Raw genomic sequence first — 14,309 nt, forward strand, 5'->3', positions numbered from 1 at the left:
AGCCCTTGCCCCGACACAGGAACCATTCACCCATGTACGACGCATCCCTGACCCTGGCCGACTTCGACCCGCAGCTGGCCAAGGCCATCCAGAGCGAGAAACGCCGCCAGGAAGACCATGTGGAGCTCATCGCCTCCGAAAACTACGCCAGCCCCCTGGTGATGGCGGTGCAGAACTCGGTCTTCACCAACAAGTACGCCGAGGGCTACCCCGGCAAGCGCTACTACAGCGGCTGCGAGAACGTGGACGTGGCCGAGCGCCTGGCCGTGGAACGCGCCATGGCGCTGTTCGACTGCGACTACGCCAACGTGCAGCCCCATGCCGGCGCCCAGGCCAATGCCGCCGTGTTCCTGGCGCTGGCCCAGCCCGGAGACACCGTCATGGGCATGAACCTGGCCCAGGGCGGCCACCTGACGCATGGCAACCCGTCCAATTTCTCGGGCCGCCACTACAGCATCGTTCCCTACGGGCTGGACCCCGCCACGGGCCTGATCGACTACGACGAGATGGAGCGCATCGCCCTGGAGCACCGGCCCCGCATGCTCATCGGCGGCTTCTCCGCCTACTCGCGCCACAAGGACTGGGCCCGCATGCGCGCCATTGCCGACAAGGTGGGCGCCGTGTTCTGGGTGGACATGGCCCATGTGGCGGGCCTGGTCGCGGCGGGCGAGTACCCCAGCCCCTTGCCCCATGCGCATGTGGTCACCAGCACCACGCACAAGACGCTGCGCGGCCCGCGCGGCGGCCTGATCCTGTCCAAGGGACAGGACGAAACCTTCAACCGCCGCCTGAGCTCGGCCGTGTTCCCCGGCGTGCAGGGCGGGCCGCTCATGCATGTGATCGCCGCCAAGGCCGTCGCCTTCAAGGAGGCGCTGCAGCCCGGGTTCAAGGCCTACCAGCGCCAGGTGCTGGCCAACGCCCGCGCCATGGCCGCCGTGATCCAGCAGCGCGGCTACCGCATCGTCTCGGGAGGCACGGACAACCACCTGATGCTGATCGACCTGTCCGACCGCAGCTACACCGGCAAGGATGCCGACGCAGCGCTCAGCGAGGCGCACATCACCACCAACAAGAACACCGTGCCCAACGACCCTCGCTCGCCCTTCGTGACCTCGGGCCTGCGCATAGGCACGCCCGCCGTCACCACGCGCGGCTTCGGCCAGGCGCAGTGCGAACAGCTGGCCGGCTGGCTCTGCGATGTGCTGGATGCGCTGGACGCGCAGGAAGGCGCCCGCTTTGCCAAGGTGGCGGCGCGGGTCAGGGAGCAGGTGACGGAGCTGTGCAGCCGCTATCCGGTCTACGGATAGCCCGCGCGCAGCCGTGGTGGATCAGGGGTTGGCGTTGAGGTTGGGGTTGGCGCAGGCGCCGTCCATCCCCGCCATCTCCGCCAGCTTCTGCATGCGCGAGCGCTGGTCCAGGCAGGCCTGGTGCTGGGCTTCGGCCGCCTTTTGCTGGGCCAGCTTCGCGGCCTTGGCACGCTCGGCCTGCAACTGGGCGATGCGCTCGCGGATCTGGGGCATGGCGGCCACGGCGGCCTTTTCGCCCTCAAGAATGGCGCTGGCGCGCTGGGTGAAGTCGGCCGGGCCGATGTCCAGCACCTTGGGGCGGATGGTGATGTCGGCGCGGGCCAGCTCGGCCTGGCCCAGCTTCTGGCCCATGATGGCAATGGACTGGCCCAGTGCGCCCAGCATGTTCTCGGGCGCCTTGCCGCGCGCCTTGTTGGAGATGTCCACGGCAATCACCAGGTCGGCGCCCAGCTGGCGCGCGGCGTCCACGGGCACGGGGCTGGTGATGCCGCCATCGACGAAGTGGAATTTGCCGATGGCCACGGGCTGGAACACACCCGGAATGCTGCTGGAGGCACGCACCGCCTGCCCCGTATTGCCGCGCGCAAACACGGTGCGCTCGCCATCTTCCAGCCGCGTGGACACGGCCACGAAGGGCTTGGCCAGCTGCTCCAGCGGCTTGCGGCCCACCTGTTCGTTCACATAGTCTTCCAGCTTCTGCCCCACCAGCAGGCCGCCCGAGGACAGCTGCAGGTCGCGGATCCTGGTTTCATCCAGCGCCACGGCCTTTTCCTGCAGCTCGAAGGCGTTCATGCCGCTCGCATACAGCGCCCCCACCACGCTGCCCGCGCTGGTGCCGGACACCACCGCAGGCGCAAGGCCATTGGCTTCCAGCATCTTGATGACGCCGATATGGGCAAAGCCCTTCACGGCCCCGCCGCCCAGGGCCAGGCCGATCCTGATGGGCGCCACGGGCGTGCCCGGCGCGGTGGGCGTGGACTCGGGCGTGGCCGCCGAGGGGCTGGGCGGGTTGCTGCCGCAAGCGGCCAGCCCCCCCGCCAGGCTCAGGTACACCAGTGGACGCAAAAGGGCTTTCAGGCGCATGCCAGGGATCCTGCTGTCGGATGACGAGATTCGGGGCGGGCAGTATAGCGGCAGGGGCCTGACCGCCGCAGGCCCTCAGGCTCTGGGCTTCAGCAAGCCGCCCATCCCCTGCACAGCCTCCCGCAAAAACCCCCAGACCGCCTCGATGCGCTGAACCTGCCGGGCATCCGAGGGCATGCTCATCCAGAAGGTGCGGGTGAAGCAGGCCTCGGCGGGCAGCACGCGGCTGAGCACGGGGTCGCGGTCGGCGATGAAGGCGGGCAGCACGGCCAGGCCGGCGCCGGCGCGCACGGCCTCGTACTGCGCGGTGATGCTGGTGCTGCGAAAGGCAAAGCGCTCGGGCTGGAACAGGGTGGACAGCAGCTGCAGCTCGCGCGTGAACAGCAGGTCGTCCACATAGTGGATGAAGCTGTGATGGCGCAGGTCCTCGGTGTGCGCCACCAACGGGCGGCGCGCAAGGTATTCGCGCTGGCCGTAGAGGAAGAGCCGGTAGTCCGTAAGCTTGGTGACCACGGCCGAGCCGCGCGTGGGGCGCTCCAGCGAGATGACGATGTCAGCCTCGCGCCGCGACAGGTGCAGCAGGCGCGGCAGGGCCAGCAGGTCGATGCTCAGCAGAGGATGGCGCTGGGTCAGCGCGGCCAGCTGCGGGGCCAGCAGCTGGGTGCCGAAGCCTTCGGTGGCGCCCACGCGCACCAGGCCCGACGGTCCCTGGCTGGTGGATTCCGCAGCCAGCGGCATGCGGTCCAGGCCGGCGGCGGCGCGCTGCATGGCATCTGCCACGCCCAGCAGCTGGCGGCCGGCCTCCGTGGGCCGCCATTGGCCGGCCTCGCGCTCGAAGAGCACGGCCCCCAGCTGTTTTTCCAGGGCCTGGATGCGGCGCGACACCGTGGTGTGCTCCACGCCCAGTTGCCGCGCGGCGGCGGCCATGCTGCCGCTGCGCGCCAGCTCGCCAAAGAATCTCAGGTGGTCCCAGTCCATGGGTCGAGGCCGCCTCAGTCGGCTGCGGCGCGGCGCGCTGCCAGGGTGCTGGGCGCACGCGCCAGATCGTCGTTTTGCCGCACCAGGACGGCCATCATGTCCATGAACAGGCCTCGCTGGTCCCGGGGCAGCGGCTCCAGCATGCGCTGCTGGGCCCGCAGCACCGAGGGCTCGGCAGCGGCCAGCAGCGCAGCACCTTCTGCAGTGACCGACAGCAGGCGCACGCGCCGGTCGGCCGGGCTGCTGTTGCGCACCATGAGGCCGCGCGCCTCCAGCCGGTCGATGACGCTGCCGATGGTGGAGGTGTCGAAACCGATCATCCGCGCCAGCGTGCGCTGGTCCACGCCGGGCTGGCGCAGCACGGCCGACAGCGCCGCGTACTGCACGGGGGTCACGCCGAATTCCTGGGTCTCCTCCATGAAGACGGCTACCGCGATCTGCTGCAGGCGGCGGATGTGGTAGCCGGGGTAGTTTTCTAGTTCTGCGGGTTGGTAGTCCATGGCCATTGCGCTCTTTTCCGTGTCCCTGCGGGCAAGCGCAGATGTTCGCATGAACCGCCCCCTCCGTTGGCGTTGGCTGGCAGACAGGTGATTCACCCAGACACGCTGTCCGCCGTCGTTTTGCCTGCATCCAGGGAAACCCCAAGCTGGCCTGATGCAAATCAACACTACACTTATCGTCAGCATACTGTTTAATTACTCGCGACGCAGCTGACCCGCTGGCGGGCGACACGCACCACGAAGCACAGGACATCCATGAGCACCAGCATTTCTTCCCGGGCGCTGCCCGTTCTTGTGGCAGGCGGCGGCATTGGCGGCGTGGCGGCCGCGCTGGCCCTGGCGCGCCAGGGATTCGCCGTCAAGGTGCTGGAGCAGGCGCCGCAGCTGGGCGAGATCGGCGCCGGCATACAGCTGGGGCCCAACGCATTCGCGGCCTTCGACGCGCTGGGCATTGGCGAGCTGGCCCGTGGCCGCGCCGTCTATACCGACGAGATGGTGATGCACGACGCGCTCGATGAGCGGCTGGTCGGCCGCATTCCCACGGGCGAGGCGTTTCGCGCCCGCTTCGGCAACCCGTATGCGGTGATCCACCGCGCCGACATCCACACCTCGCTGCTCGAAGGCGCGCGCACCCACGGCCAAATCGAGACGCTGACGGGCACGCGCATCGAAGCCGTGCAGCAGGAGGGCGACACCGTCACCGTGCGCGACCAGCACGGCCAGGTCCATGTGGGCCAGGCCCTGATCGGCGCAGATGGCGTGAAGTCCGTGGTGCGCCAGCAGTACGTGGGCGATGCGGCGCGCGTCTCCGGCCACGTGGTGTACCGCGCCGTGGTGGAGAAGAACGACTTCCCCGAGGACCTGCGCTGGAACGCGGCCAGCATCTGGGTCGGCCCCAACTACCACCTGGTGCACTACCCGTTGCGCGGCGGCGAGCAGTACAACGTGGTCGTCACCTTCCACAGCCGCGAGCAGGAGGAATGGGGCGTGCGCGAAGGCAGCAGCGAAGAGGTGCAAAGCTACTACAGCGACTGCTGCCCGCGCGCCCGCCAGCTCATAGCCCTGCCCAAAAGCTGGAAGCGCTGGGCCACGGCCGACCGCGAGCCCATTGGCCAGTGGAGCTTCGGCCGCGCCACGCTGCTGGGCGATGCCGCACACCCCACGCTGCAGTACATCGCCCAGGGCGCCTGCATGGCGCTGGAAGACGCGGTGACACTGGGCCAGGCGCTCAAGCGCTGCGGCAACGACTGGCCGCAGGCGCTGCGGCTGTACGAGCGCTCGCGCATCGCCCGCACGGCACGCGTGGTGCTGTCCGCGCGCGAGATGGGCCGCATCTTCCACGCCAGCGGCGTGGAGCGCCTGGTGCGCAACGACCTCTGGAAGGGCCGCACGCCCCAGCGTTTCTACGACGCCATGGAATGGCTGTACGGCTGGAAGGCCGAAACCTGCCTCGCCGAAGACTGAACACAAGGAGACCGCCATGCAAGAACTTGGCCGCCTGGAAGACCTGCCCCAGGACTACCGAGACGAACTCACGCGCAACAACCTGGTGCCGCTGTGGCCCAGCCTGCGCAACGTGATGCCGCCGCACACGCCGCGCCCGCGCACCCAGCCCATCGCCTGGCCGTACCAGACCATCCGCCCGCTGCTGATGCAGGCGGGCGAGCTGACGCCCATCGAAAAAGCCGAGCGCCGCGTGCTGGTGCTGGCCAATCCCGGCCATGGGCTGGAGAAGATGCAGGCCAGCTCCTCCATCTACCTGGGCATGCAGCTGCTGCTGCCCGGCGAGTGGGCGCCCTCGCACCGCCACACGCCCAATGCCGTGCGCATGGTGGTGGAAGGCCAGGGCGCATGGAGCCTGGTCGATGGCGAGAAATGCCCCATGGAGCGCGGCGACCTCATCCTCACGCCCACGGGGCTGTGGCATGAGCATGGCCACGACGGGGACGAGGCCGTGGTCTGGCTCGATGTGCTGGACCTGCCCCTGGCCTACTACCTGGAAGTCACCTATCACGTGGACGGCCCGCGCCAGCCCGCCCTGCCCGGCCGTGGCGACCGGGCGTATGCGCGCGGTGGCCTGGCGCCCACGCAGGTGTTCGCGCGCAGCGCCAAGGCCTACCCCATGCTGCGCTACCCCTGGAAGGATGCCCGCGCCGCGCTGCTGGAGCTGGCCGCCGACCGGCCGGACCTGGACTGCGTGCAGCTCACCTATACCAACCCCGAGACCGGTGCCGACTGCGAAAACATCCTGGGCTTCTACGCGCTGATGCTGCGCCCGGGGCAGACGCTGCAGTTGCCTGCCCGCTCGCCGGCCTGCGTGTTCCATGTCATCGAGGGCGGCGCCAGCGTGGCCGCCGTGGACCGCCATTTCGACCTGGCACCGGCGGACACCTGCTGCGTGCCCGGCTGGGCGCCCGCCACGCTGGCCAATGCCAGCGCCAGCGAGCCGGCCTTCCTCTTCCTGGCCGACGAGGCTCCTTTGCACCGAAAGCTGGGCCTCTACGAAGTCCGGCCTTGAATCCTCCGATTTCTCTTTCCTCCCCCATCGCCAATACCATGACCGCCCCCCAATATCTCTGGACCCCGCCCCCCGTCCAATCCCTGCCCGTGCGCGGCAGCACGCAGCGCCTGCCCGTGAACCGCCTGTTCTTCGTGGGCCGCAACTACCACGCCCATGCCGTCGAGATGGGCCGCCCGGTGGACAAGAGCGTGGAGCGCCCCTTCTACTTCACCAAGGCCCCCTCCACCCTGACCGAATCGGGCGCCACCGTGGCCTACCCGCCCGAGACGAACAACTACCACTTCGAGATGGAACTGGTGGTGGCCATCGGCAAGGCGGGCTTTCGCATTGCGGCGGACCAGGCCCATGAACACATCTACGGCTACGCCTGCGGCCTGGACATGACGCGCCGCGACCTGCAGCTGGTGGCGCGCGACAAGGGCCGGCCCTGGGATCTGGGCAAGGATGTGGAGCAGTCCTCGGTGGCCGGCGAGATCGTGTCCATGCCGGGCCAGGTGATCGAATCCGGCGCCATTGCACTGGCCGTCAATGGCGAGACCAGGCAGCAGTCCGACGTGGACAAGCTGATCTGGAACATCCGCGAAATCATTGCCGACCTCTCGCTTTTCTATCACCTGCAGCCCGGCGACCTCATCTACACGGGCACGCCCGAAGGCGTGGGCGCCGTGCTGCCGGGCGACCGCATCACGGGCCATGTGCAGGGCGTGGGCGAGATCGCGCTCACCGTGGGCCAGCCCGAATAAGGCCAGGGAGACAACCGCCATGAAGCTCTACGGCTTTTTCCGCAGCGGCACCTCGCACCGCCTGCGCATCGCGCTCAACCTCAAGGGCCTGAGCCCTGACTACTTTCCCGTGGACCTGCGCGTGGACGAGCAGGCCCGGCCGCCCTTCAGGCAGATCAACCCGCAGGGCCTGGTGCCGGCGCTGACGCTGGACGACGGCCGCACGCTGATCCAGTCGCCGGCCATCATCGAATGGCTGGAGGAGCGCCACCCCGAGCCGCCGCTGCTGCCCGCCGACCCCGAGGACCGCGCCCAGGTGCGCGCGCTGGCCGCCATCGTGGGCTGCGACGTGCATCCCATCAACAACCGCCGCATCCTGCAGACCCTGCGCCGCCAGTTCGGTGCGGACGAAGCCGCCATCAACGCCTGGTGTGCCACCTGGATTGCCGACGGCTTCGACGCCATCGAGGCCCTGCTCGCGCAGGACACGCGGCGCGGCGACTTCTGCTTTGGCCACGCGCCCACGCTGGCCGATGTCTACCTGGTTCCCCAGATCGAAAGCGCGCGCCGCTTCGGCGTGGACCTGGCCCGCTGGCCGCTGATCAGCGCAGTGGACCGCGCCTGCGCCGCCCTGCCCGCCTTTGCACGGGCCGCGCCCTCGGCCCAGCCTGACGCCGGCTGAACCGCGCCCGGAACCCGCCGCGCCTTTGCCGGCAGCCCCACCCCGCCCCGAGTCCTCGCCAGAAGGACCGGGGCATTGCAAGCAGTGAAAAAAGCAGATCCAACAGGAGACAGACTGTGAAAGCATCCCCATCCGACCGCCTCGGCGCCGCCCTCTACCGCCGCAAGGCCCTTGCAGGCGCAGCCCTGCTGCTGGCTTCCATCGCCCCGCTGCATTGCGCCTGGGCACAGGCAGGCTCCAGCAGCACCGCCAGCTTTCCCACGCGCCCCGTCACCGTGATCACGGCCTTTGCCGTGGGCAGCGGCCCTGATGCCGTGCTGCGCATCGTGGGCGAAAAGCTTGCCGCGCGCTGGAAGCAGGGCGTGACCGTGGACAACCGCCCTGGCGGCGGCGGCTTTGTCGCCATCGAAGCCGCACGCCGCGCCAAGCCCGACGGCTACACGCTGCTGCAGCTCGACAGCGAACACATCTCCGCCCTGCCCTATCTCTACAGGCAGCGCAACTTCCATCCGCTGCAGCACTTCGATCCCGTGGCGCCGCTGTTCCTCACGCCCTTCTTCGTGGCCGTGCCCACGAACTCGCACTGGAAAAGCATGGGCGACCTGATCAAGGCGGCCAAGTCGGAGCCCGGCAAGGTCAGCTACGGCTCCTGGGGCGTGGGCAGCCCCGGCCACCTGGGCGGCGAATGGCTGGACTTCCTGACCGGCAGCAAGATGACCCATGTGCCCTATCGCGAGGTCAGCCAGCTCTACACCTCGGTGGCCAATGGCGATCCGGCCTGGAGCTTTGCCAGCATTCCCTCCAGCCAGGGCATCTACAAGTCCGGCAAGATCCGCTACCTGGCCGTGGCCGCTCCACAGCGCATCGCCCAGATGCCCGACGTGCCCACCGTGGCCGAATCGGGCGGCCCGGCAGAGCTCATCGTGAACTCCTTCGTCTCCCTGCTGACGCCCAAGGGCGTGGACGCCGCCTTGCGCGACCGGATCCATGCCGACGTGGTCGCCGTGCTGCAGGACCCGCAGGTGCGCGAGAAATTCGCCACCTTCGCCTTCCAGCCCATCACCTGGGAGGTGCCGGAGATGGAGAAATTCGCCAGGACCAAGGCCGATCAATATAAGCTGCTGATTCAGAAGGCGAATATCAGTCTGGATTGAAAGGCCGGTATCGACCCAGCAACGGGGCGCAGCGCGCCCCTGCTTTTCGGCCCCCGCCCCATATGTCCGTGCCCGTGCCCGTGCCCGTGCCCGGGTCGTGGCGGTTGCGGGGGCTGTCTTGTCAAGTGCCTTCCATATCACTTGCGTCATGAAATTAGTTATTGCCTGAAATATCCGCAAAGCAGTATCACTCGTGCTCCGGGAATAGTCTTTTAGGTCGGGGCGTGATAGGTCCTCTTTTTTACGTTGGAAATTGGACTGGCTTCCCAATCCGGGTCTTCCATTGCGTGACCTGGCTCTCCTGCTGGCATGGCAGGAAAGCAACCGGTGATCTGACATCCGCAGCCTGCACTCCTGAAACCAGCAAGAATGCGGCCGAAGCCGGTGACGAATTCAATCCATTCATGGCGATTCCATCGAAACTCGAAAGCCATCATGGATACATATCCAACTGAACAGAGTGTGTCGATTGCTGCTGACCATCAGTGGTTTCGTACTTCACACGATATTTTATGACAGTTGACTGCTTTTCCGCCACCTGGCTGGCAGTCACATACACGACTCCACCGGGAACCTTGGATGCACAGTTTTGCCTGGACGCATTAACCAGCTCCTCTCTCACTCCAAATTGAAGTGCCGGATTGTTCCCGTCGAGTATATCGATGCCAGAAACTTTTTGCAATGTGGAATTGCAGTTCTTGACCCAGTACACAACTCCGATATCGGCACTCTCACCTGATTTGATCGAGATAACTCTATTTTGGCCGTATGCACCGGCCAATACGAACATGGATGCCGAAAGGATTATTGCAAGTTTCATTTTCATGATATTCATTTCAATCATTCAGGAAATGTGACGGATTTAATCACTTCTTCATTCCTGAATTCTCCTCAGAGAAAGTTGAGACATACGAAATATGCTGGCATAGATCGCCCCAAGAGTCTTTCCATCAATAACAGGGAATTGCTTAAACCTGCAATCGAAAGTGCGCAGGGTACATTTTGCTTCATTACATCGGCTTACTCCCAGGTTCGCATCCCCAAATTTTGGGTTAGGCTGGGTGAGATCATTCGCACGTTTATTCTTTTGATCACATAAAAATCGATCCATCATGAATTTTGGTGATAAAAAAGAATTCGGGGGCTTGGTCAACGACCTCTATGCCGCAGCCTTGGGTGATGTGGCTTGGTCAGAGGCTATCGAGGGGCTGCGCACGCACTCAGGAACCCGGCTCGCCACCTGGTTGTGGCATGACCTAGAGTCAGGTGAAACGGGCATTCGTGGATTGGCTGCCGATGATTCGTCATGGATGAATCACATGCTGGGCAGCTACACGCAAGAATTTGTTCGTTACGACCCCGCTCAGGGTCTGTCTAGAAACTGGAGCGGAGGCTACTGGCTTGACGACCTGCAGGAGTTCCCTCCTGAAGTGCGTGAACGCGGCGTGTTCTATCAGGAGTACCTACGACCCAACGGTGTAGGCAGTTGGTCCGGGGTCGTGATCTCACGCACACTTCAGCAAGTGGAGTTCCTGGCCTATCACGGTCAACCACAGGTGGCAGGCGTGGCAAGGCAGCTCTGGCGACGGAGAGAGGTGGACAGCCTGCGTTCGCACATGGTGCGGGTACTCCAGTTGCAGCAACGTCTGGCACAGCCACAGGAACGTTCTGCCCTGGCCGAGTCAGCATTGAATGGGTTGGCAGCATCCGTCTTCGTGCTCGATGAGACAGGCAGGCTGCTCTTGGGGAATGCGGCAGCGCACCAACTGATCGCCAGCGAGCCTGCGGTGCGTTTTCGATCTGGACGGTTCGCACCTGAAGGCTATGAAGAACCTGCACTCTGGCAGGCTGCTTGCTCACAAGGTGCCGTGTCATTGCGCCGCCGCTCAGGTGCTCCTTTGCAGCTTGCACTGACACCCGTCCCACCGTCAGCCGAGATTGCCAGACAATGGCAAAAGCCTTTGCTGTTGATGACAGGGCCAGCCGCACCAGAGGATCCAGGGCGGGCCAGCCGCCTGCGGGTGTTGTATGGACTGACTCATGGGGAAGCCACGCTATGTGTCATGCTTGCCTATGACGGATTGACACCACAAGAATGTGCCGACGAGAGGCGTGTGTCCATCCATACGATCCGTTCCCAAATCAAGATCATTGAAGCCAAGATGGGGATCAACACCTTGGCTCAATTGGTCCGCCTTGTTCTGATACCCACTATGTCAGGCTAGTTGTCGCCTCAGCAACTCAGCCTTGCGACTGCGGATTCGCGAACCCCGCCACCTGCTCGTAGTTGCGCGCAATGGCGCGCAGCTCATCCTGGCTGATCAGCTCGTCGATATGGCCGAAGGGCTGGCCGCCGCTGAGCTCGTCGGCCTTCATGATGATGAAGTCGGGCGGCGTGGAGCGGTTGGTCAGCACGATCTGGCTGGTGGCGGGCAGGCGGCTGGCCTCGTAGGCGGCCAGCAGCGCCAGCGGGTCGCCTTGCGGGTCGGCGGCCAGCAGGTCGGCCAGCACGCGCGCATCGCGCATGGCCTGGGCCGAGCCGTTGGAGCCGCGCGGATACATGGGGTGGGCCGCATCGCCCAGCAGGGTCACGCGGCCAAAGCTCCACTGGTCCACGGGGTCCTTGTCCACCATGGGGTACTCGAAGATGGTTTCGGCCGAGCGGATCAGCGCCGGCACATCCAGCCAGTCGAAGGTCCAGCCGCCAAAGATGGCCAGCACATCCTCCATGCGGCCGGCGCGGTTCCAGTCGTTCATGCGCATCTGCGGGTCGCGGATCTCTGCCACCCAGTTGATCAGCTGCGTGCCCTGCCCGTCGATATCGTCCTCGATGGGATAGATCACCATCTTGCCGGTATCGACCGAGCCGATGCGCAGATAGCTCTTGCCCGTGAGGATGGGCTTGAAGCGCGACACGCCGCGCCATGTATTGATGCCGCCGAAGGCCAGCTCCTCCTGCGGATAGAACTGGCGCCGCACGGCGGAGTTGACGCCATCGCAGGCCACGACGATGTCGGCCGTGGCGGACGGCGGCGCATGGCCCTGGGCATCCGGCGCGAAATGCACGGTGGCGCCATGGGCCGACTGGTCCACACGAACGCAGCGGTGGCCAGTGTGCACGGCGCCCTGGCCCAGGCGCTGCACGGTCGCCTCGAAAAGAACGCGGTGCAGGCGGCCCCGGTGTATGCCCAGTTCCGGCAGCTCGTAGCCCGCATGGCGGCCGCGTAGCTCGCGGTAGACGAACTGGCCGTAGCGGTTGAAGAACACGCTTTCCAGGTTCTCGATCGCCAGGGCCTCCAGCTGCGGCTGCAGGCCCAGGTCGCTGAGCTCGCGCATGGCATGCGGCAGCAGGGTAATGCCCGCGCCGATCTCGCGGACCTCGGGCACGGCCTCGAAGACTTCGCAGGCAATGCCTCTTTGATGCAGGGCCAATGCCAGACACAGGCCTCCGATGCCGCCCCCCACGATCGCTACTTTCATCCGCTGCCTCTCCATGCTTTCTCCCCTGGGCGCCGGTTGCGCCCGCCCCGCCTACTCGGCGGTAATCCCCCGCGCCCTGACCAGATCGGCCCAGCGCCGGGCGTCCTTTTGCACCAGGGCCTTGAACTCGGCCGGCGTGCTGCCGGCCGGATCCATCCCCTGGGGCGCGAAGGCATGCCGGACTTCCTCCGACGCCAAAATCGCGCGGATCTCGCGATTGAGGGCATCGACCTGGTCCGCCGGCATGCCGGCCGGCGCAAACACGCCGTACCACATATCCACGTTCACGTCGCCCGCCTTGGCCTCCTTGAGCGTGGGCACATCGGGCAGCAGCGGGTGGCGCTGTTGGCTGCCAATGCCCAGCGCGCGCAGCTTGCCGGCCCTCACATGCACCAGGGCCACGTGAATGGGCAGGAACATGCATTCCACCTGGCCGCCCAGCAGGTCCGTCAGCGCCGGCCCTGTTCCGCGATACGGGATGTGCGTGATCGAGACGCCAGCCGTGCTCTTGAAAAGCTCCATCGCCATATGGTGCGGAGTGCCCACTCCCGGCGATGCGTAATTGATGCGGCCCGGCGAAGCCTTGGCAGCCTTGACCAGATCGGTCGCCGTCCGATAGGCGGAGGCCGTGGGCGTCACCAGAATCAGCTGTCCCCAGCTGGTCAGCGTCACAGGCTCGAGGTCTGTCAGCGGATTGAATGGCAACTTGGGATACAGCGATGCGTTCATCACCAGGGTATTCACTGTCACCAAAAGCGTCTGGCCATTGGCGGGCGAGCGCACAACGGCCTCGGTCCCGATATTTCCAGAGGCGCCCGGCTTGTTCTCCACCACCACGGGCCGGCCCTGACGCCTGGCCAGCAAAGGACCGATCGTTCGCGCGATCGTGTCGATTCCAGTACCCGGAGTGAATGGCACAATCAATTTCAGAGGCACACTCTCGGTACTGGCGATAGCGCCTGCTACGGGTAAACCCAATACCCCCAATCCGCTTGTCTTCAAAAATTGCCGTCTGCCAACAAAATTCCTCATGTAGACCTCTTTTGTAGTTAGCATGCAAACGCATGCTGATCATGCACCAGAATGGGCACAATTGGTGGAAAACGAATGAATACTGGACACCTTTGCAAGAATACTAGACGCATATGGACACGATGACGCCTGCACCACTGCCGCTATATCAGCGCCCTGGCTTTTTGCTGCGGCGCGCCCACCAGATTTCGGTCGGCATTTTTGAAGAGCAATGCCGCCCACTGGGTCTGACGCCGCCGCAGTACGGCGCGCTGGTGTTGATCGACGCCTCCCCCGGCTCCGACCAAAGCTCCCTGGCGCGAGCCATGGGCTTCGACAAGGTGACCACGCTGCGCCTGGTGCGCGGGCTGGAAGAGCGCGAATACGTGCACCGCGCCCTGAGCACGCGCGACCGCCGCCAGCACGAGCTGACGCTGACCGACAAAGGCCGCGCCCTCCTGGCCGCCAGCGTGCCGCTGGTGGATCAGGCCTACCAACGCCTGGTGTCCCCGCTGCAAGACGATGAGCTGCAGGAACTGCTGCGCCTGCTGACCAAGCTGGAATCCGGCCTGGGCGCCAACGCCCGCGTGAAGCTGGAGCCGCTGCACAAGCCCTGCGCCCCCGCCGTTCAGACGCCTGCATCCGCTGGCGATCGGCCACTGCCCGCCACCGGCACGAACTGAGCTTTCGAGTTTCCGGACCCGCATGGCCTGCGCCACTCGCAGGCCATGCTTTCTTGCGCGGACAGGATTGCGCAATGCTGTGCAAAAACGCACATACATACTGCAAACATCTCCATTGCTTGCGAAAAACCGCACAGCTACCATGCGATGAACGCCCGGCGCACGGCATGCCGGGCTGACACCACCGC

The 14,309-nt window shown here is 65.6% G+C and carries 15 protein-coding genes; 8 read left to right on the plus strand and 7 right to left on the minus strand.

Going from position 1 to position 14,309, the window contains the following annotated elements:
* Positions 1–32 precede the first annotated feature (32 nt).
* Positions 33–1,307 (plus strand): serine hydroxymethyltransferase, encoded by a 1,275-nt coding sequence (gene glyA / locus ACFPFG_RS00790; protein WP_380104421.1) that lies wholly within the window; start codon positions 33–35, stop codon positions 1,305–1,307.
* A 21-nt stretch (positions 1,308–1,328) separates the two neighbouring features.
* On the opposite strand, the gene ACFPFG_RS00795 is transcribed toward glyA, so the two are convergent.
* The 3 genes from ACFPFG_RS00795 to ACFPFG_RS00805 form a co-directional block, all read right to left on the minus strand.
* Positions 1,329–2,390: a patatin-like phospholipase family protein gene (locus ACFPFG_RS00795; protein WP_380104423.1), complete on the minus strand. Its 1,062-nt coding sequence runs from the start codon at positions 2,388–2,390 to the stop codon at positions 1,329–1,331.
* A gap of 75 nt (positions 2,391–2,465) precedes the next feature.
* Positions 2,466–3,368 carry a LysR family transcriptional regulator gene (locus ACFPFG_RS00800; protein ID WP_183018015.1) on the minus strand — a complete coding sequence of 301 codons (903 nt, stop codon included), beginning with the start codon at positions 3,366–3,368 and terminating at the stop codon, positions 2,466–2,468.
* 14 nt (positions 3,369–3,382) lie between these two features.
* Complete coding sequence (locus tag ACFPFG_RS00805) at positions 3,383–3,919, minus strand: MarR family winged helix-turn-helix transcriptional regulator (protein ID WP_197956296.1); 537 nt, start codon at positions 3,917–3,919, stop codon at positions 3,383–3,385.
* A 204-nt stretch (positions 3,920–4,123) separates the two neighbouring features.
* On the opposite strand from ACFPFG_RS00805, the gene ACFPFG_RS00810 reads away from it, so the two are divergent.
* The 5 genes from ACFPFG_RS00810 to ACFPFG_RS00830 all read left to right on the plus strand — a co-directional run bounded on the left by ACFPFG_RS00810 (position 4,124) and on the right by ACFPFG_RS00830 (position 8,947).
* Positions 4,124–5,332, plus strand: a complete 1,209-nt coding sequence (locus ACFPFG_RS00810) for a 3-hydroxybenzoate 6-monooxygenase (protein ID WP_380104426.1) — start codon at positions 4,124–4,126, stop codon at positions 5,330–5,332.
* A gap of 16 nt (positions 5,333–5,348) precedes the next feature.
* Positions 5,349–6,386: a cupin domain-containing protein gene (locus tag ACFPFG_RS00815; protein WP_183018013.1), complete on the plus strand. Its 1,038-nt coding sequence runs from the start codon at positions 5,349–5,351 to the stop codon at positions 6,384–6,386.
* Positions 6,387–6,424: 38 nt separating this feature from the next.
* Positions 6,425–7,132 carry a fumarylacetoacetate hydrolase family protein gene (locus ACFPFG_RS00820; RefSeq protein WP_374621834.1) on the plus strand — a complete coding sequence of 236 codons (708 nt, stop codon included), beginning with the start codon at positions 6,425–6,427 and terminating at the stop codon, positions 7,130–7,132.
* 19 nt (positions 7,133–7,151) lie between these two features.
* Positions 7,152–7,793 carry a maleylacetoacetate isomerase gene (maiA, locus tag ACFPFG_RS00825; protein ID WP_183018011.1) on the plus strand — a complete coding sequence of 214 codons (642 nt, stop codon included), beginning with the start codon at positions 7,152–7,154 and terminating at the stop codon, positions 7,791–7,793.
* A gap of 116 nt (positions 7,794–7,909) precedes the next feature.
* Positions 7,910–8,947 carry a Bug family tripartite tricarboxylate transporter substrate binding protein gene (locus ACFPFG_RS00830; protein ID WP_312376518.1) on the plus strand — a complete coding sequence of 346 codons (1,038 nt, stop codon included), beginning with the start codon at positions 7,910–7,912 and terminating at the stop codon, positions 8,945–8,947.
* Positions 8,948–9,159: 212 nt separating this feature from the next.
* Here the strand turns inward: ACFPFG_RS00830 and ACFPFG_RS00835 are convergent, their stop codons facing one another.
* Together ACFPFG_RS00835 and ACFPFG_RS00840 are read right to left on the minus strand one after the other, a co-directional pair.
* Positions 9,160–9,384, minus strand: coding sequence for a hypothetical protein (locus tag ACFPFG_RS00835; RefSeq protein ID WP_380104429.1), 225 nt, complete (start codon positions 9,382–9,384; stop codon positions 9,160–9,162).
* Positions 9,381–9,773 (minus strand): hypothetical protein, encoded by a 393-nt coding sequence (locus tag ACFPFG_RS00840; protein ID WP_380104430.1) that lies wholly within the window; start codon positions 9,771–9,773, stop codon positions 9,381–9,383. Before ACFPFG_RS00840 ends, ACFPFG_RS00835 begins: the two co-directional genes overlap by 4 nt.
* Before the next feature lie 286 nt (positions 9,774–10,059).
* Between ACFPFG_RS00840 and ACFPFG_RS00845 the strand changes: the two genes are divergently transcribed.
* Positions 10,060–11,172 (plus strand): helix-turn-helix transcriptional regulator, encoded by a 1,113-nt coding sequence (locus tag ACFPFG_RS00845; RefSeq protein WP_380104432.1) that lies wholly within the window; start codon positions 10,060–10,062, stop codon positions 11,170–11,172.
* Positions 11,173–11,188: 16 nt separating this feature from the next.
* Here ACFPFG_RS00845 and ACFPFG_RS00850 read toward each other — a convergent pair whose 3' ends face one another.
* On the minus strand, positions 11,189–12,427 hold the full coding sequence (locus ACFPFG_RS00850) for a flavin-dependent oxidoreductase (RefSeq protein WP_380104434.1): 1,239 nt from the start codon (positions 12,425–12,427) through the stop codon (positions 11,189–11,191).
* Positions 12,428–12,478: 51 nt separating this feature from the next.
* Complete coding sequence (locus ACFPFG_RS00855) at positions 12,479–13,459, minus strand: tripartite tricarboxylate transporter substrate binding protein (RefSeq protein ID WP_183018005.1); 981 nt, start codon at positions 13,457–13,459, stop codon at positions 12,479–12,481.
* Between the two features lie 113 nt (positions 13,460–13,572).
* On the opposite strand from ACFPFG_RS00855, the gene ACFPFG_RS00860 reads away from it, so the two are divergent.
* Positions 13,573–14,121 (plus strand): MarR family winged helix-turn-helix transcriptional regulator, encoded by a 549-nt coding sequence (locus ACFPFG_RS00860; protein WP_183018004.1) that lies wholly within the window; start codon positions 13,573–13,575, stop codon positions 14,119–14,121.
* The last annotated feature ends 188 nt before the right edge of the window (positions 14,122–14,309 follow it).

This window comes from Delftia deserti (assembly GCF_042653485.1).
Classification (GTDB): Bacteria; Pseudomonadota; Gammaproteobacteria; order Burkholderiales; family Burkholderiaceae_C; genus Comamonas; species Comamonas acidovorans.